Raw genomic sequence first — 16,298 nt, 5'->3', positions numbered from 1 at the left:
CCCCCGGGGACCAAAGCCTCAGGACGGCGTCCGGGCCGCCGCGAGCAGTCGGGTCACGTCGTCCGCGCAGATCGTCAGGGCCGTGCCCACCGTCGTGAGGACGTCCCGCTCCGCCGGGGTGTACGGGCCGTCCGCGAGGGCGACGCGGGCGGCCTGGAGGAGGATCGACTCGCGGCCCGCCGGGGCGAGGTGGGGGGCGAGCGGGTCGAGGGCCTCGTGGAGCTCTATGGCGAGGCCGGCTCCGCAGGGGCGGTCGTAGACCCGGCCGGTGTCCTCGGCGAGGGCCTCGACCAGGGCCTCCAGCTGGTCCTCCGTGCAGTCGTCGAAGCCCGCCGCGCGGACCGTGGCGGCCGCGGTCTCCAGGGAGGTGCGTGAGCAGGTGCCGCCCGCCGCCAGGACCGCGAGCGCGACGGTGTGGACGGCGTCGCGCAGCATCGCGGAGAACCGGGTCGTGGTCGGGTGGTCGAGGACGTCCGTGCCGAAGTGGCGTCGGCAGGCCGCGCATTCCACCACCGGGCCGGTGTCACCGCGCGGCAGGACCGGAACGCCCAGCAGGACGAGGCGGCGACGGCCCGTCAAGCGCTGGAAGTTGCGGTCGCCCCCGCACCCGGGGCAGAAGAACTCGCCGTCGCCGACGGTCGTCCACGCGGTACGGGTGCCCAGGAGGCGCGCAGGCCTGGCGGCACCGGTTCGTCCCCGTCCTGGCAGCACGTCGCACCTCCGCGTAACGCCGCGGCAACATCGCCGCGTCTGCGTGATGTTAGCCACATCAGTGAGGCGGAGTCAGCACCCGTGACGAGACCTGCTCGTGACCTCCACGGTCCGATGGCCGATAAACGACGGGGCCTTGATCGCCGTATACAGCGATCAAGGCCCCAAAACCCCCGGTCAGAGGGATTATCGAGCGGCTCGGTTGACGGCGGAGACGACCGCCTTCAGCGACGCACGCGTCGTGTTCGCGTCGATGCCGATTCCCCACAGAACCTTGCCGTCGATCGCGCATTCGATGTAGGAGGCGGCCTGCGCGGAGGCGCCCTCGCTCATCGTGTGCTCCTGGTAGTCCAGCAGCCGGGCGTCGATGCCGACCTTGGCCAGTGCGTCGAAGAAGGCCGAGATCGGCCCGTTGCCGCTGCCGGTGAGGACGGTGTCCTCGCCGTCTACCGTCGCCTCGACCCGCAGCGTGTCCACGCCGTCGGTGTCCGTCGTCGACTGGCCGTTCCTGACCTGGATCCGGCCCCACGGGTTCTCGGGGTTGGGCAGGTACTCGTCCTGGAAGGTCGCCCAGATGTCGGAGCCGGTGACCTCGCCGCCCTCGGCGTCCGTCTTGGCCTGGATGAGCTTCGAGAACTCGATCTGCATCCGGCGGGGCAGGTCCAGCTTGTGGTCGTTCTTCAGGACGTAGGCGATGCCGCCCTTGCCGGACTGCGAGTTGACCCGGATGACCGCCTCGTAGGAGCGGCCGACGTCCTTGGGGTCGATGGGCAGGTACGGGACCGCCCACTCGATGTCGTCGACGGTGACGCCCTTCGCGGCCGCGTCGGCCTCCATGGCGTCGAAGCCCTTCTTGATGGCGTCCTGGTGGGAGCCGGAGAAGGACGTGTAGACCAGGTCGCCCACGTACGGGTGGCGCGGGTGGACCTCCATCTGGTTGCAGTACTCCCACGTACGACGGATCTCGTCGATGTCGGAGAAGTCGATCTGCGGGTCGACGCCCTGCGAGAACAGGTTCATGCCCAGGGTGACCAGGTCGACGTTGCCGGTGCGCTCGCCCTGCCCGAACAGACAGCCCTCGACGCGGTCGGCGCCGGCCATCAGGGCCAGCTCGGCGGCGGCGACGGCCGTACCGCGGTCGTTGTGCGGGTGGATCGAGATGCACACGTACTCGCGGCGGGACAGGTTGCGGTGCATCCACTCGAAGCGGTCCGCGTGCGTGGAGGGGGTCGAACGCTCCACCGTGGCGGGCAGGTTGAGGATGATCTCGCGGCCCGGACCGGGCTGGTAGACGTCCATCACCGCCTCGCAGACCTCCAGCGCGAAGTCCAGCTCGGTGTCGGTGAAGATCTCGGGGCTGTACTGATAGCCGAACTCGGTCTCGGGGCCCAGCAGCTTCTCCGCGTACTCCATCACCAGACGGGTGCCGTCGACGGCGATCTGCTTGATGTCGTCCTTGGAGCCGCGGAAGACCACGCGGCGGAAGACGGGAGCCGTGGCGTTGTACAGATGGACGGTCGCGCGCTTGGCGCCCTTCAGCGACTCGACGGTCCGCTCGATCAGGTCCTCGCGGGCCTGGGTCAGTACGGAGATGGTGACATCGTCCGGGATCGCGCCCGGCTCCTCGACGATCGACCGTACGAAATCGAAGTCCGTCTGCCCGGACGCCGGGAAACCGACCTCGATCTCCTTGTAGCCCATCTTGACCAGCTGGTCGAACATCCGGCGCTTGCGCTCGGGCGACATCGGGTCGATCAGGGCCTGGTTGCCGTCACGCAGGTCGGTGGAGAGCCAGCGGGGGGCGACGGTGATCCGGTTGTTCGGCCAGGTGCGGTCCGGGATGTCGACCTGCTCGAACTGGCCGTACTTGTGGATCGGCATGGTGCTGGGCTGCTGGCGGTTCGCCATGATTGCGGGGCTCCTCAGGATGTCCGGGAAGGACGGCCGACACGCAACGCGAAGCTCCGCGGGGAGGGAGTCGACCTGGACTACAGGCCCTCGCCGCGGCAGCTAAGAAGAAGCAGCCCGAAACGCATGATGCGCAGAATGCTAGCGGAGCCGCTCCCCGTGCGGGGCGCCGTATCAGTATGCGGGACCGGGGAATCGAAAGGGAGAGAAGCGGACAAAAAGTGCGCCATACCACTTCGTCACGGAGCGTGCGCACCCCTGTCCGTATATTTCACCAATCATGGTTGCGGGTAGTGACACGGTCATGACTCAGTGCAAGGGTGCCGGGCATGACGACTCACGGGGGCTTCGAGCCCGTCTTCTGCACCGTCATTCCGCCGCATGTCCTCGACAAGCTGGCCAGGAACGACGACCCCTCGCTCTCCGGTCCCGCCCGGCGCACGTTGATGCGCGACAGCGAGCTGCGCGGCCGCCGCCGCGTGACGACCGAGTTCGGCCTCGCGGCCGCGCCGACGGCGAAGGCACCGTCGGACCAGCCGCTGCGCACCCTCTACGACGCCGGGCACAAGACGGACCTGCCCGGCCGGAAGGTCCGCGCCGAGGGCTCCGAGCCCGGCCAGGACGCCACGGTCAACCGCGCCTACGCCGGTCTCGGCGCCACCTTCGACCTCTATCTGAAGGCCTACGCGCGCCACTCGATCGACGGCGACGGCCTCCCGCTCGACGCGACCGTCCACTTCGACGAGAACTACAACAACGCCTTCTGGAACGGCGAGCAGATGGTGTTCGGCGACGGTGACGGCGAGATCTTCCTCGACTTCACCATCCCGATCGACGTCATCGGCCACGAACTCACCCACGGCGTCACGCAGTACACGGCGAACCTCACCTACTACGGCCAGCCGGGCGCCCTCAACGAGTCGATGTCCGATGTCTTCGGCTCGCTCATCAAGCAGTACACGCTCGGCCAGACCGCCGCCGAGGCCGACTGGCTGATCGGCGCGGGCCTGCTCGCGCCCAGCGTCTCCGGCAAGGCCCTACGGTCGATGAAGGAGCCGGGCAGCGCGTACGACGACGACGTCCTCGGCAAGGACCCGCAGCCCGCGACCATGGACGACTACGTCCGCACCGGTCGCGACAACGGCGGCGTGCACATCAACTCCGGTATCCCCAACCACGCGTTCTACCTGGTGGCCAACGCACTCGGTGGCCATGCCTGGGAGCGGGCGGGACAGATCTGGTACGACGTCCTGACCGGCGGCGAACTCTCGGACCGGGCCCTGTTCACCGACTTCGCGAAGCTCACGGTCGCGGCGGCGAAGGCCCGCTTCAACGAGGGCGACGAACTCCAGGCCGTGTCCAAGGCCTGGGAGCAGGTCGGGGTGCGGATCCTGTGAGTCCGTACTAGACAGGGACCCATGCGTATTCAGGTGCGGCGCACGGGCGGGTTCGCGGGCATCGAGCGGCACAAGGAGGTCGACACCTCCGGGCGGCCCGATGCCCACGAATGGCGGGCCCTGGCCGAGAAGGCTCTCGCCGCCGGCCGGGGCACCAGGCCCGTCGGGGTTCCGGACGGCTTCAGTTACGAGATCACCGTGGACGGCAGGACGGTGTACGCGGCCGACCCCCGGCTGACGGAGGAGCAGCGGGAACTGATTTCGAAAGTGCTCAAAGAGGGCGCGTAACTGCTTGTTCACGCCTGCCCGTTGACTTCCTTACCCACCGGTAAGGATGATCCGGCGCATGGCGACTCAAGAGCATCCCCTCCCCCAGTTCCCGGCCGGCTTCCTGTGGGGCGTCTCGACCTCGGCCCATCAGATCGAGGGCGCGGTGGACGAGCGTGAGCAGTCCGTGTGGGACACCTTCACGGCCGAACCGGGACGGGTGAAGGACGGCTCGACGGCGGCGGTGGCCTGCGACCACTACCACCGCTACCGCGAGGACGTCGCCCTGCTGGCCGGCCTGGGCGTGGACGCGTACCGCTTCTCGATCTCCTGGCCGCGGGTGCGCTCCGAGGGCGGTCTCGACTTCTACGACCGGCTCGTGGACGAACTGGTCGCGGCGGGCGTACGTCCGGTCCCGACGCTCTTCCACTGGGACCTGCCGGTGGCGTTGCACGAGAAGGGCGGCTGGCTGGAGCGGGACACCGCGTCCCGGTTCGCCGAGTACGTGTCCCTGGTGGCCGACCGTCTCGGCGACCGCGTCAAGAAGTGGATCACTCTCAACGAGCCCGCCGAACACACCCTGTTCGGCCACGCGCTCGGTGCCCACGCCCCGGGCAAGAAGCTGATGTTCGACGCGCTGCCCGTCGCCCACCACCAACTCCTGGGCCATGGCCTGGCCGTGCAGGCACTGCGCGCGTCCGGTGCCACGGACATCGGGATCGCCAACTCGCACGGGCCCACGTGGCCGGCCTCCCAGGAGCAACCGGACCTGGAGGCGGCGGACTTCTACGACCTGCTGCTGAACCGGCTGTTCGCCGACCCGGTCCTGCTGGGTGAATACCCTTCGGGACTGGGCGAGTTGATGCCGGGTGACGTCGCCGCCGACCTCAAACTCATCAGTGAGCCGCTGGACTTCTACGGCGTCAACTACTACGCCCCGACCCGCGTGGGCGCCCCGCAGGGCGAGGACATCGAGTTCGGCGGTCTGACGATTCCCGCCGAACTCCCCTTCTCCGTCCAGGAGATCGAGAACGTACCGGTGACGGACTTCGGCTGGCCGGTGGTCCCGGAGGGGCTCACGGAACTCCTCACCGCCTTCCACGATCGCTATGGCGACCGGCTCCCGCCCGTCGTCATCACGGAGAACGGCTGCTCCTACGAGGGGGTCGACGACCAGGCCCGGATCGCCTACCTGGACGGCCACATCCGCGCGCTGCACCAGGCGGTCGAGGCAGGCGTGGACGTGCGCGGGTACTTCGTGTGGTCGCTGATGGACAACTTCGAGTGGGCGGAGGGGTACGCCCGCCGGTTCGGGCTGGTGCACGTCGACTTCGAGACGCTGGCCAGGACCCCGAAGGCGTCGTACGCGTGGTTTCAGGAGCTGCTCCGGGCTCAGAGGTGAGCACGGCTCTCTCGGAGCCCGTCGAGCGCGTCGGCAAGGGCTGGGCGGCGTCCCTCTCCCTCGCCAACGTGGCGATCTGGGTGGGCTGGTACGGCCCGCTGCAGATCCTGCTGGCCCGGCAGGCGGAGGACTTCGCCCCCGGCACCGGCATGTCGAAGGAGACGCTGCTGGCCTGGGTGACCGGGGTGGGCGCGGTGGTGTCGCTGGCGGCGAACCCGTTCTTCGGCGCGCTGTCGGACCGGACCACCGCCCGCCAGGGTCGCCGTAGCCCCTGGATCGTGGCCGGTGCGGCGGGCGGCGCGCTGTCGTTGCTGGTGCTCGGCGGGGCGGGTGGCCTGTGGGTCATGACGCTCGGTTGGTGTCTGGTCCAGCTGACCCTGAACGCGGCCTTCGCTGCGGTCACGGCGGCCGTGCCGGACCGGGTGCCGCGGCTCCAGCGGGGCGCGGTGGGCGGCTGGATCGGGGCGGCGCAGATCCTGGGCGCGGTCGTCGGCACGGGGCTGGCGACAGCGGCGGGCGGGATCGCGGCGGGCTATGCCGCGTGCGCGGTGTTCACGCTGGCGGGGGTGCTGCCGTACGTGCTGCGCCACCGGGATCTCCGGCTGGCTGCGGCGGACCGCCCCGCCTGGTCGTGGCGGTCGTTCGCGCGCGGCTTCTGGCTGAGTCCCCGCCGCCACCCCGACTTCGCCTGGGCCTGGCTGACCCGCTTCCTGATCAACCTCAGCAACGCGCTGGTGCTTCTGTATTTGCTGTACTACCTGCGGGACCGCCTGCACTACGACGACCCCGAGCGGGGCGTGCTGATCCTGACCGCGGTGGACAGCGTGGCGCTGCTGGCCACGGTCGTGGTGGGCGGCGTCTGGTCGGACCGGGTGGGGCGCCGCAAGCCTTTCGTGCGCTGGTCCGGGGTGCTGATGGCGGTGGCCACGGGAGTGCTCGCGGTGTGGCAGACCTGGCCGAGCGCGATCGTCGTGGCGGCGCTGCTGGGGGTGGGCCTCGGGGTGTTCATGTCGGTCGACTTCGCCCTGATGACGGACGTCCTGCCGACGGCTCTCGACCGGGGCAAGGACCTGGGCGTCATCAACGTGGCCAACGCCCTCCCCCAGGTGGCCGCCCCCGCCATCGCCGCACCGATCGTCACGCACCTGGGGGGATACCGGGTGCTGTACGGGGTGGCGGCGGTGGTGGGTCTGGCGGGAGCGGTGCTGGTGGGCCGTATAAGGGGCGTTGACTAGGTTTCCCCAGGGGCGCGGGACTGTGTCGATGTGCGGCTCCGCCGCGTGGGCGCGACCAGCCACAACGGACCCGCAGACGACAACCGGCCGAGAGTTACAGCGCCCCGGCCTCCCGAGCCGCATAAACCGACGGATACACCGGCCGATACCCCAGCTCCCGCCGAATCCGCCCCGTGGACATGATCACCAGCCACGGATCGGGATCCACCCGCTCGTACAACTCGCCCGGGATCTCGGCCCCGTTGAGCTGATGCAACTCCACCGCCGTCACAGGCGCGTCGTCGGCGATGTTGTACACCCGCCCCGAGATCCCCGGCGCATGCAGGATCCGCAACAACCCCTGGGCCACATCCACATGGTGCCCCACGTGCAGCCGCTGGGCCGACGCCCAGTTCTTCGCCCACATCAGGGACTGGGCGAGATGCGGATCTCCCTCGCCGTAGACGAAGGGAAGCCGCCCGACCCGCACGTCGAGCCCCTCCAGCGCGAACAGCTCCCGTTCGGCCTCCGCCTTGGACGCGGGATAGGCACCCCACATGGAACCGCCGGGCCGACTCTCGTCCTCCTCCGTCACCGGGCGCCCCCGCCCCTCGCCGTACACCAGACCGGTGCTGACCTGCACGAACCGCCGAACACCGGAGGCCACCGCGGCACGGCCCAGCTCCACGGCCGCGTCGCGGTTGACGGCCCAGGCCTCCTCGTCCGGCACTCCGCGGAAGGCCGCGGCCACGTTCACGACCGCGTCGGCGCCCGCGACGGCCTTGCCGAGGACGTCGGTGTCGCGCAGATCTCCCACGACGACCTCGGCGCCCAGTTCGGCGAACGGCTCACCGCGGGCCGTGTCCCGCACCAGCACCCGTACCCGCTCCCCCGGCCGGGACTGCGCCAGCAGCCTCGGCACGAAGCGCCGGCCGACCTGTCCCGTCGTACCTGTCACCAAAGTCAGCATGTTGTGCTCCTCTCGTCCGGACCAGCGTGGAACGACCGCGCGGGCACCGGGAGAGACCTCTTGATCGGGGGATCGGCAGACCCTGGATAAGCCGGACGCGGTGCCGCACGCTGGAGGGGTGAACCGAGCCGAACTCGCCGACTTCCTGCGCCGTGGCCGCGCCCGGCTGAACCCGTCCGACGTGGGTCTGGCGCCGGGCGCCCGGCGCCGCACGCCCGGTCTGCGCCGCGAGGAGGTGGCGCAGCTGGCGGGGATGTCGGTGGACTACTACACGCGTCTCGAGCAGTCCCGTGGCCCGCGCCCGTCCCGTCAGATGCTGAGCGCGCTGGCCCGGGCGCTGCGCCTGACCGACGTGGAGCAGGACCATCTGTTCCACCTGACCGGCGAGGAGCCCCCGCGCCGCGAGACGGCGTCCGCGCACGTCCGTCCGGGGCTGCTGCTGATCCTGGACCGGCTGCACGACACCCCGGCGCAGGTGGTGAACGACTGCGGCGAGGTGCTGGCGCAGAACGCGATGGCCAGGGCCCTGGTGGGCGACGCGATGTCCCGCCCGCGCCGCGAACGCAACCTGGTCCGGCGTTTCTTCCTGGACCCGACCGCGCGCACGCTCTTCCCCGAGGAGGACCTAGCGGACCACGCGCGCACCCAGGTCGCCACCCTGCGCGCGGTGGCCGCGGCCCGCCCCGACGATCCGGAACCGACCGCGCTGGTGGCCGAACTCCGTGCGGCCAGCGAGGAGTTCGCGCGCCTGTGGGACGAACACGAGGTGTCCCAGCGCGACAAGGCGACGAAACGCTTCGTGCACCCCGTGGTCGGCCTACTGGAACTCGACTGCGAGGTCATGGTCAGCCACGAACACCGCCACCTCCTGGTGGTCCACACGGCCCGCCCGGGGACGGAGGCGTACGAGCGGCTGCAGCTGCTGCGGGTGGTGGGCTTGCAGGATCTGACCCCGCACGAACCGATCCACGAGATCTGACGAGGAGTCTTCCTCGCCTACGCCGCCGATTTCAGCCCGTCCGGCATGTGAGGACGGGGCCCTTCGGGCCGATGGGGGTCTGGGGGCGCAGCCCCCAGGGACGGGACGGGTAAGGGCGGCGGGGGCGAAGACCCTAGAACCCCAGCTTCCGCAACTGCCGGGGATCCCGCTGCCAGTCCTTGGCCACCTTGACGTGCAGGTCCAGGAAGACCGGCGTGCCGAGGAGTGCCTCGATCTGTTTGCGTGACTTGATGCCGACCTCCTTCAGGCGCTTGCCCTTGGGGCCGATGATGATGCCCTTCTGGCTGGGGCGCTCGATGTAGACGAAGGCATGGATGTCGAGGAGGGGCTTGTCGGCGGGACGGTCCTCGCGGGGAAGCATCTCCTCGACGACCACCGCGATGGAGTGCGGGAGCTCGTCGCGGACGCCCTCCAGCGCGGCCTCGCGGATCAGTTCCGCGATCATGACCTGCTCGGGCTCGTCGGTGAGGTCGCCCTCGGGGTAGAGCGCGGGCCCCTCGGGAAGCATCGGGATCAGCAGGTCCGCCAGCAGGTCGACCTGCTTGTTCGCGGTCGCCGAGACCGGGACGATCTCTGCCCACTCGATGCCCAGCTCCTTGCCGAGCAGGTCGACGGCGATCAGCTGCTCGGCGAGGGTCTTGGAGTCGACCAGGTCCGTCTTGGTGATGATCGCGACCTTCGGGGACTTCTTGATCCCCGCCAGTTCCTTCGCGATGAAACGGTCACCGGGCCCGAGCTTCTCGTTCGCCGGCAGACAGAAGCCGATCACGTCGACCTCGGCCCACGTGGTGCGTACGACGTCGTTCAGACGCTCCCCCAGCAGCGTGCGCGGCTTGTGCAGTCCGGGGGTGTCCACCAGGATCAGCTGGGCCTCGGGCCGGTGCACGATTCCGCGTACCGTGTGCCGCGTGGTCTGCGGCTGGTTCGCGGTGATCGCCACCTTCTGGCCGACCAGAGCGTTCGTAAGGGTGGACTTGCCCGCGTTGGGGCGGCCCACGAAGCAGGCGAAGCCGGCGCGGTGGGGTGCCGGCGACGACGCCGGCGGCTCGGATGACTGACTGCGAACGCTCATGCGCCCCATTCTCCCTGATCCACAGAGCCCCGCCGCACAGGCGCCCGCACACCGGCCCGACCGTGAGCTTCCGGAAACCCAAGCGCAATGAAACACGACGGAAACACCCTCGTACACAACAGGAAACGCGCGCCGGTGACCCTCTGACGAGCCCCCACCTCGTTGGAGACCCCCATGTCCCTCGCCGCGCAAGGCATCGACACCGGTGACACCGCCTGGCTGCTCGCCGCCACCGCCCTCGTCCTGCTGATGACCCCGGGCCTCGCCCTGTTCTACGGCGGCATGGTCCGCACGAAGAGCGTCCTCAACATGCTGATGATGAGCTTCGTGTCGATCGCCCTGGTCACGGTGGTGTGGCTGGCCGCCGGCTACTCCCTCGCCTTCGGCGACGACACGTTCGGCGGCCTGATCGGCAACCTGAAGCATGCCGGCATGAGCGGCCTCGGCCCCGACAGCGTCCACGGCACCGTCCCCACCCTCCTCTTCGCCACCTTCCAGCTCACCTTCGCGATCATCACGGCCGCGCTGATCAGCGGCGCGATCGCGGACCGCGCGAAGTTCGGGGCCTGGCTGGTGTTCGTCCCGGTCTGGGCGCTGCTCGTATACGTTCCCGTCGCCCACTGGGTGTGGGGGCCCGGTGGCTGGGTCCTGGACAAGCTCGGCGCGCTCGATTTCGCGGGTGGTTTGCCCGTCGAGATCACCTCCGGAGCCTCAGGTCTCGCCCTCGCGCTCGTCCTCGGCCCGCGTCTCGGCTTCAAGAAGGACGCGATGCGGCCGCACAACCTCCCCATGGTCGTCCTGGGCGCGGGCCTGCTCTGGTTCGGCTGGTTCGGCTTCAACGCGGGCTCGGCCCTCGGCGCCAACGGCCTCGCGGCCACGGCCTTCCTCAACACCCTCGCCGCCGGCTGCACCGGCCTGCTCGGCTGGCTCTTCGTCGAGCAGAAGCGCGACGGCCACCCCACCACCCTGGGCGCGGCCTCCGGTGCGGTCGCGGGCCTGGTCGCGATCACCCCGTCCTGCGGCTCGGTCTCCCTCCTCGGCGCGCTCGTCGTCGGGCTCGCCGCCGGTGTCGTCTGCTCCTACGCGGTGGGCTGGAAGTTCAGGCTGAACTACGACGACTCGCTCGACGTGGTCGGCGTCCACCTGGTCGGCGGGGTCATCGGCACGCTTCTGATCGGCGTGTTCGCCGTGAAGGAGATGACCGGCGGCACGGAGGGACTGCTGTACGGCGGCGGGCTCGCCCAGCTCGGCAAGCAGCTGGTGGGCGTGGTCGCCGTGGGGGCGTACGCCTTCCTGGTGACGTACGGCATCGGGAAGCTGATCGACAAGGTGCTGGGCTTCCGGGCCGACGAGGAGCACGAGCACACCGGTCTGGACCTTACGGTGCACGCCGAGACCGCATACGATCACGGCGTCCTGGGCCACGGTGCCCCGGTCGGCGCGTCCTCCGTCCCCTCCGCCCAGAAGGTCAAGACCCAGGCATGAAGCTCATCACCGCGATCGTCAAGCCGTACCGCCTCGACGAGGTCAAGACCGCGCTCCAGGAGATCGGCATCCATGGCCTGACCGCGACGGAGGCCAGTGGGTACGGCCGTCAGCGCGGCCACACCGAGGTGTACCGCGGCGCCGAGTACCAGGTCGACCTGGTCCCCAAGGTCCGCATCGAGGTCGTCGTCGACGACGCCGACGCGGACGCGGTGATCGACGCCGTCGTCAAGGCCGCCCGGACGGGCAAGATCGGTGACGGCAAGGTGTGGGCGCTGCCGGTGGAGACGGTCGTACGGGTACGGACGGGCGAGCGCGGGCCGGACGCGCTTTAGAGCGAGGGACGCGGGAGGGCTTAGGGGCGCGGGGCTGCATCGATGTGCGGCTCCGCCGCGGGGCGCGACCAGCCCCCACCGGCCCGCACCCGCAAACGAACCCACACCCCCCCGCCCACCATCAACGCCACCAACACAACAACGGCAACCAACCACGGCAAGGCAAAGAAACTCGCGCTCGCCGACTCCCGCGTGTCCTTCGCGCTGGCCGTCAGCTTCACGTCGCCCCAGTCGAGTTGCGGCGAGCCCCGCCACGGCTCACTCAGCCGGACCCGCTGCCCGGGCAGCAACTCCCCTGGGATCCGCGCGAGTTCACGGGCGAGCAGCGTGCGCCCGAACAACCCCGTCGCCCGCAGCTCCACCTTCGGGTTCAGGGTCACGTTGCCGGTGTTGCGCAGGGTGTACGAGATCGTCGCACCGCTGTCCCCCAACCCCGGTACCAGCGGCTGGTGATGGCTGACGCGGACGTCCTCGACGGCGATCGCGGGCACGGTCGGTCCGCCCACCCGCAGATAGATCCTCGCGGCGACGGCCCGCTGCACACCGAGCGCCACCGCGCCGTCGCCCTTGTCGATCCGCTCGTCCAGCGCCACCAACGCGCCGGGATGGTCGCCCGGTTCGGCGCCCTCGGGCACCGACAGCGTGAAGGGCACGGTGACCTTGCCGTGCGCCGGGACGGTCACCCGGGTCTTCGCGGGCTTCGCCCAGACGCCCACCCCGCGCTGCTTCTCCGCGACCGTACGCACGGCGAAACCGCCGTCGCGGGCGGTGTTGTAGGCGTCGGCGGCGTAGAGCCGGAACGTCAGCGGCCGACCGGTCTTGTTGGTGACGACCACCTTGTCGTCGATGGTCTGCCCGGGGTCGGCGGAGAGGTAGAAGTAGGGCCGCGCCGCGATCCGGGAGGCGGCGGGGTACACGGACCAGCTGCCGTTGTCGGCGGCGTGCGCGGGTGCGGCGGCCGTGACCAGGAAGAGGCTCAGGAAGAGGACGTACAGCTTGCGCATGGGTGCGGACCCCCAAGAGGCGGCGGACGGGCGGGTGCGGGCGCCCGTACGGTCAGCTGAGCGTGAGGGTGAGAACGCCTGAGTACGTGCCGGGAGGCGTGAACGCCGGTACGTTCAGGGAGAGTCCGGCGTCCACGGTGAACTCACCGCCGGTGAGCGTGCCGTTGGGCGTGGACGCGAGCGTCGCTCCCGAGGATCCGACCGCGCCGGCGGAACCGGCCTGGCAGGTGCTCGGGCTGCCCGCCTTGGTGGCGCAGGCGGGACTCCAGTTCAGCGCACCGGCGTCGATCTTGGCGCCGGGTCCGGTGAAGTCGGTGACCTTGCCGGTGAGGGACCAGCCGGCGGGTCCGCCGCGGAAGTCCTGAACGGTCACCTTGTTCAGGTCACCGGTCGAGGCCCCGCCCTTGCCGTAGTCCACCGCCGAGAGGCTGACGGCGTCCCCGGCCTGGGACATGGACAGCGTGCCCGCCTTCACCGTGGTGGTGACCTTCTGACTGCCGGCGGGAACGGGCGTGTCGTCGATGACGACGTACGCCTTCGGCCCCGCCCCCTTGGCGTCGCTGTACGCGCTGCCCTCGTACGCCACGACCCCGGTCGTCGTCTTGTCGTTGACGACGAGCGAGCCGCTGAACGCGCCCGAGGAGTCCGCCGTCGCGGTGGCGGTGTCCGCGGTCTGGGCGGCACCGGCCCGCCCGGCCAGGGTGACCGTCGCGCCCGGGCTGAACTTGCTGCCGGTGACGGTGACGCTGTCACCGGGCTTCCCGGAGGCCGAACCCAGCGCGATGTCCCGCTCGTTGACGGGGTTCGAGTCCGTCGCGGTGACCGTCTCGGAGACCGGGGCGGGCGGGGTGATCACCGTGCAGGGCGTGTCCAGTTCGAGGATGTAGCTGGTGTGGATGTTGTAGTCGCCGGGCGAGAGCGTGATCGCGCCGGGTGCGGTGACCTTGAAGGTGCCGGTCATCGAGAACGACGGGAAGGCGCCGTTGCCCGGCACCGGGTCGTTCTTCTTCGGTCCGGCGACCGTCACGGCACCGGTCTGGGCGCCGCCCAGGGTGACCTTGCCGGTCGGCGTCATGATGTCGGCCGGCAGTGCGAGGGCCGTCGGGTTGCTGGCGGCCGGTTTGACCACCGTGTACGTCACGGTGACGGTGTCGCCCACCTTGGGGCTGGTGTTGTCCACGGCGATGGCGGCCGTCGTGGTGCCGTCGATCGGCGGGATGCCCGCGACCGCGGGCGGGATGCAGTGCGTGGCGAAGTCCACGTTCGTGGCGGCCCCGGCCGGACAGGCCAGTGCGCCGCCCGCGGTGACCGCGAGCGCGGTCGCCCCGAGAAAGGACGCCAGACGGCGTCTTCGAGTCGTCGAACCCATGGATGTTGCCCCCTCCGGAAGCTCCTGAAGTCCTGCGCCGACAGGGGGCATTGATGTGTGGATGGCGTGAGAAGTCAATGGAGTTGCCGCAGAAACCTGACGAACTGTCAGTTCCTGCGGCAACCGGGGGACTTGCCCAGAGGTGCTTGCCCTGAGATCAGTCGAACACGAACGGTCCGGGCGCCTGCGGACCGGTCGCCGTGCAGGTGACGGTGATCCCGAAGACGACGATCTGGAGCGAACCGCCGTACGACTCCAGGCTGTCGCCGGACGCCACGGTGCCGCCCAGCGGGCCGACGGTGACGGGATCGCCGGCCGCGATGGCGGGGTTCTCCGTACCGGTGAAGGTGGTGGCGCCGCCGTTCGCGTTCACGAAGGTGAGGGTCGAGGCGATCGTGTCCTCGTCGAGCGCGAGCGGGGCGTTGATCGCCGAGGTGACGGTGACGGTGGCGGCGGTGCCGTCCTGGGTGGCGGTGAGGGTGGCCTCGCCGCTGCCGTAGAGGCCACAGTCCGCGTCGATGGTCGCGGTGTCCGGGGTGACGGCCAGGGCGGCGGGCGCGAACGCGAGCCCGAGGGCCGCGAGCGTGCCGACGGCCAGTGCCGCACCAGTGCCTGTGCGCTTGCCTTTCATGGAATCCGGTTCCCTTCCCGTGGTGGGGACTGCCATGTGGGGATGGACGGGGGGTGCGTCCCGACGGACGGCCGGGCTCACGGGCGTGGTGCGGGACGCCGCGCGAGCTGAATCTGACGGTCCGTCGGAATCTCCGGTTCCATTGATGCGCGTGGGACGGGGAAGGGCAAGCCGGAATTCCGGCCATGTGTTACCGGGGGTATCAGCCTGCGGTCACGGTGCTCCGCACGGTGCCGTCGACCCCTGCCACCAGCACCGGCGTCTGCGGTCCGCCCAGATCCCGGACGGCGGCCCGGTCCTCGTCGGAGGCCGATTCGGCGTCCGTCACCACGGCCGCCGCCTCCAGGGACTTCGCCCCCGACGCCACGGCCATCGCCACCGCCGTCTGCAAAGCACTCAACCGCAACGAGGGAAGAGCCACCGTCCCGGCGACATAGGTCCGCCCGGTGTCGTCCCGTACGGCCGCCCCCTCGGGCACCCCGTTACGAGCCCGCGCCGAACGGGCCAGGGTGACGATCTTGCGGTCCTCGGGGTCAAGCGCGCTGTTGTCGGTCATGACAGGAGCATACGAAGCACGCCCGTCGCCGGGTGCGTCACCCCGCCACCGGGTACATCGCCCCCCGTCGCCCCTCCGGTGAGGCCAGCCACCCCAGCTTGGCCGCTGTGTTCGCCTCGTCCAGGGGGGTGTGCAGCACGACCGTCAGATCGGGCCGGGCCGGCACCCGCATCGCCGTGGACTCCACGCACAGCAGCCCGACCAGCGGATGGTCGAGCTCCTTGCGGATCACTCCGGCGTCCTCGATGTCCCGCCGCTCCCACAGCTCGGTGAACTCCGCGCTCGCCGACCGCACCCGGGCCAGCACGTCCTGGAAGCCCTCGTCGTCCGACCGCGCCGAGGCGGCCGCCCGGAACTGGGCGACGACCGTGCGGGCGTTCTGTTCCCAGCTGTGCGATCGCGACCGGTACAGCGGATCGGTGAAGAAGTCGACGAGACAGTTCTGGGTGTTCTCCGGCCGCATACCGAGCACCCAGCCGGCGGCCTCATTGTACAGCACGCAGTTGTAGTACGCGTCCATGATGTGCGCCGGATACGGCATCCACGCGTCGATCAGCCGCCGCAGGCCCTCGCAGCCGTGGTCGGCGGCCGGTTCGGGCGCGGGCGGGTTCAGCCCGGCGAGGACGTACAGATGCCGCCGCTCGGCGTTGCTCAGCCGCAGCACCCGGCCGACGGAGTCGAGGACCTGCGGGGAGACGGAGATGTCCCGCCCCTGCTCCAGCCACTGATACCAGGAGGCACCCACCCCGGCGAGCACCGCGACCTCCTCGCGCCGCAGTCCGGGCGTGCGCCGCCGCGCGCCGCCGTCCGGCAGCCCGGCGTCGGTGGGCGAGACCCGGGCCCGCCGGCTCATCAGGAACTCGCGCAGCTCACGGTGCCGCTCGCTCTTGGGTACGACCTCGGGCACGAACGCTTCCCCCTCGCCTCTGCCTGGTGGTGCCACCACCAGCACAACTTGCCGCTCCCCAAGGCTATTC

The 16,298-nt window shown here is 70.3% G+C and carries 16 protein-coding genes; 7 read left to right on the top strand and 9 right to left on the bottom strand.

From position 1 onward, the window contains the following. Nucleotides 1-18: 18 nt before the first annotated feature. A complete protein-coding gene (locus BFN33_RS07180) occupies nucleotides 19-711 on the bottom strand; it encodes a TerB family tellurite resistance protein (RefSeq protein ID WP_069759062.1) in 693 nt (230 codons plus the stop codon). 186 nt (nucleotides 712-897) lie between these two features. Next, nucleotides 898-2,619, bottom strand: coding sequence for a 2-isopropylmalate synthase (gene leuA / locus BFN33_RS07175; protein WP_069759061.1), 1,722 nt, complete (start codon nucleotides 2,617-2,619; stop codon nucleotides 898-900). A 329-nt stretch (nucleotides 2,620-2,948) separates the two neighbouring features. On the opposite strand from leuA, the gene BFN33_RS07170 reads away from it, so the two are divergent. Genes BFN33_RS07170 through BFN33_RS07155 form a run of 4 tightly spaced genes read left to right on the top strand, consistent with a single transcriptional unit; the run spans nucleotide 2,949 to nucleotide 6,920 of the window. Then, nucleotides 2,949-4,016 carry a M4 family metallopeptidase gene (locus BFN33_RS07170; RefSeq protein WP_069759060.1) on the top strand — a complete coding sequence of 356 codons (1,068 nt, stop codon included), beginning with the start codon at nucleotides 2,949-2,951 and terminating at the stop codon, nucleotides 4,014-4,016. Nucleotides 4,017-4,037: 21 nt separating this feature from the next. After that, entirely contained in the window at nucleotides 4,038-4,304 is a 267-nt protein-coding gene (locus tag BFN33_RS07165; RefSeq protein WP_069759059.1) for a protealysin inhibitor emfourin, read from the top strand. 46 nt (nucleotides 4,305-4,350) lie between these two features. Further along, nucleotides 4,351-5,685, top strand: a complete 1,335-nt coding sequence (locus tag BFN33_RS07160) for a GH1 family beta-glucosidase (protein ID WP_176742332.1) — start codon at nucleotides 4,351-4,353, stop codon at nucleotides 5,683-5,685. Further along, nucleotides 5,682-6,920 (top strand): MFS transporter, encoded by a 1,239-nt coding sequence (locus BFN33_RS07155; protein ID WP_069759057.1) that lies wholly within the window; start codon nucleotides 5,682-5,684, stop codon nucleotides 6,918-6,920. The genes BFN33_RS07160 and BFN33_RS07155 overlap by 4 nt, the downstream gene beginning before the upstream one ends. 94 nt (nucleotides 6,921-7,014) lie before the next feature. Here BFN33_RS07155 and BFN33_RS07150 read toward each other — a convergent pair whose 3' ends face one another. Beyond that, entirely contained in the window at nucleotides 7,015-7,869 is an 855-nt protein-coding gene (locus tag BFN33_RS07150) for an NAD(P)-dependent oxidoreductase (RefSeq protein ID WP_069759056.1), read from the bottom strand. Nucleotides 7,870-7,987: 118 nt separating this feature from the next. Between BFN33_RS07150 and BFN33_RS07145 the strand changes: the two genes are divergently transcribed. After that, nucleotides 7,988-8,848, top strand: a complete 861-nt coding sequence (locus BFN33_RS07145) for a helix-turn-helix transcriptional regulator (protein ID WP_069759055.1) — start codon at nucleotides 7,988-7,990, stop codon at nucleotides 8,846-8,848. A 133-nt stretch (nucleotides 8,849-8,981) separates the two neighbouring features. Here BFN33_RS07145 and era read toward each other — a convergent pair whose 3' ends face one another. Next, nucleotides 8,982-9,941, bottom strand: a complete 960-nt coding sequence (gene era / locus BFN33_RS07140) for a GTPase Era (RefSeq protein WP_069759054.1) — start codon at nucleotides 9,939-9,941, stop codon at nucleotides 8,982-8,984. A gap of 174 nt (nucleotides 9,942-10,115) precedes the next feature. Here era and BFN33_RS07135 point away from each other — a divergent pair, with 174 nt between their 5' ends. After that, nucleotides 10,116-11,426 carry an ammonium transporter gene (locus BFN33_RS07135; RefSeq protein ID WP_069759053.1) on the top strand — a complete coding sequence of 437 codons (1,311 nt, stop codon included), beginning with the start codon at nucleotides 10,116-10,118 and terminating at the stop codon, nucleotides 11,424-11,426. After that, on the top strand, nucleotides 11,423-11,761 hold the full coding sequence (locus BFN33_RS07130; protein ID WP_069759052.1) for a P-II family nitrogen regulator: 339 nt from the start codon (nucleotides 11,423-11,425) through the stop codon (nucleotides 11,759-11,761). The genes BFN33_RS07135 and BFN33_RS07130 overlap by 4 nt, the downstream gene beginning before the upstream one ends. Before the next feature lie 20 nt (nucleotides 11,762-11,781). On the opposite strand, the gene BFN33_RS07125 is transcribed toward BFN33_RS07130, so the two are convergent. The 5 genes from BFN33_RS07125 to BFN33_RS07105 all read right to left on the bottom strand — a co-directional run bounded on the left by BFN33_RS07125 (nucleotide 11,782) and on the right by BFN33_RS07105 (nucleotide 16,174). Then, nucleotides 11,782-12,765, bottom strand: a complete 984-nt coding sequence (locus tag BFN33_RS07125; RefSeq protein ID WP_069759051.1) for a WxL protein peptidoglycan domain-containing protein — start codon at nucleotides 12,763-12,765, stop codon at nucleotides 11,782-11,784. 52 nt (nucleotides 12,766-12,817) lie between these two features. Further along, nucleotides 12,818-14,134: a beta-xylosidase gene (locus BFN33_RS07120; RefSeq protein ID WP_069759050.1), complete on the bottom strand. Its 1,317-nt coding sequence runs from the start codon at nucleotides 14,132-14,134 to the stop codon at nucleotides 12,818-12,820. 157 nt (nucleotides 14,135-14,291) lie between these two features. Next, the gene (locus BFN33_RS07115; protein WP_069759049.1) at nucleotides 14,292-14,765 is read right to left on the bottom strand and encodes a hypothetical protein; all 474 of its coding nucleotides are present in this window, start codon (nucleotides 14,763-14,765) and stop codon (nucleotides 14,292-14,294) included. Nucleotides 14,766-14,967: 202 nt separating this feature from the next. After that, a complete protein-coding gene (locus BFN33_RS07110) occupies nucleotides 14,968-15,321 on the bottom strand; it encodes a hypothetical protein (protein ID WP_059205404.1) in 354 nt (117 codons plus the stop codon). A gap of 37 nt (nucleotides 15,322-15,358) precedes the next feature. Beyond that, nucleotides 15,359-16,174: a helix-turn-helix transcriptional regulator gene (locus BFN33_RS07105; RefSeq protein WP_069759630.1), complete on the bottom strand. Its 816-nt coding sequence runs from the start codon at nucleotides 16,172-16,174 to the stop codon at nucleotides 15,359-15,361. Nucleotides 16,175-16,298 lie beyond the last annotated feature (124 nt).

The sequence above is a fragment of the Streptomyces sp. LUP47B genome, from assembly GCF_001746295.1.
In the GTDB taxonomy this organism is placed as follows: Bacteria; Actinomycetota; Actinomycetes; order Streptomycetales; family Streptomycetaceae; genus Streptomyces.
This window is presented reverse-complemented; position numbering and strand designations above follow the sequence as displayed.

What these genes read in the sequence shown, in the direction of transcription:
- BFN33_RS07170 (WP_069759060.1), top strand. Translation starts at nt 2,949, where the DNA reads ATGACGACTCACGGGGGCTTCGAGCCCGTCTTCTGCACCGTCATTCCG.
- BFN33_RS07115 (WP_069759049.1), bottom strand. Translation starts at nt 14,765, where the DNA reads ATGAAAGGCAAGCGCACAGGCACTGGTGCGGCACTGGCCGTCGGCACG.
- BFN33_RS07125 (WP_069759051.1), bottom strand. Translation starts at nt 12,765, where the DNA reads ATGCGCAAGCTGTACGTCCTCTTCCTGAGCCTCTTCCTGGTCACGGCC.
- BFN33_RS07120 (WP_069759050.1), bottom strand. Translation starts at nt 14,134, where the DNA reads ATGGGTTCGACGACTCGAAGACGCCGTCTGGCGTCCTTTCTCGGGGCG.
- BFN33_RS07165 (WP_069759059.1), top strand. Translation starts at nt 4,038, where the DNA reads ATGCGTATTCAGGTGCGGCGCACGGGCGGGTTCGCGGGCATCGAGCGG.
- BFN33_RS07130 (WP_069759052.1), top strand. Translation starts at nt 11,423, where the DNA reads ATGAAGCTCATCACCGCGATCGTCAAGCCGTACCGCCTCGACGAGGTC.
- BFN33_RS07160 (WP_176742332.1), top strand. Translation starts at nt 4,351, where the DNA reads ATGATCCGGCGCATGGCGACTCAAGAGCATCCCCTCCCCCAGTTCCCG.
- BFN33_RS07150 (WP_069759056.1), bottom strand. Translation starts at nt 7,869, where the DNA reads ATGCTGACTTTGGTGACAGGTACGACGGGACAGGTCGGCCGGCGCTTC.
- BFN33_RS07135 (WP_069759053.1), top strand. Translation starts at nt 10,116, where the DNA reads ATGTCCCTCGCCGCGCAAGGCATCGACACCGGTGACACCGCCTGGCTG.
- leuA (WP_069759061.1), bottom strand. Translation starts at nt 2,619, where the DNA reads ATGGCGAACCGCCAGCAGCCCAGCACCATGCCGATCCACAAGTACGGC.
- BFN33_RS07105 (WP_069759630.1), bottom strand. Translation starts at nt 16,174, where the DNA reads ATGAGCCGGCGGGCCCGGGTCTCGCCCACCGACGCCGGGCTGCCGGAC.
- BFN33_RS07110 (WP_059205404.1), bottom strand. Translation starts at nt 15,321, where the DNA reads ATGACCGACAACAGCGCGCTTGACCCCGAGGACCGCAAGATCGTCACC.
- era (WP_069759054.1), bottom strand. Translation starts at nt 9,941, where the DNA reads ATGAGCGTTCGCAGTCAGTCATCCGAGCCGCCGGCGTCGTCGCCGGCA.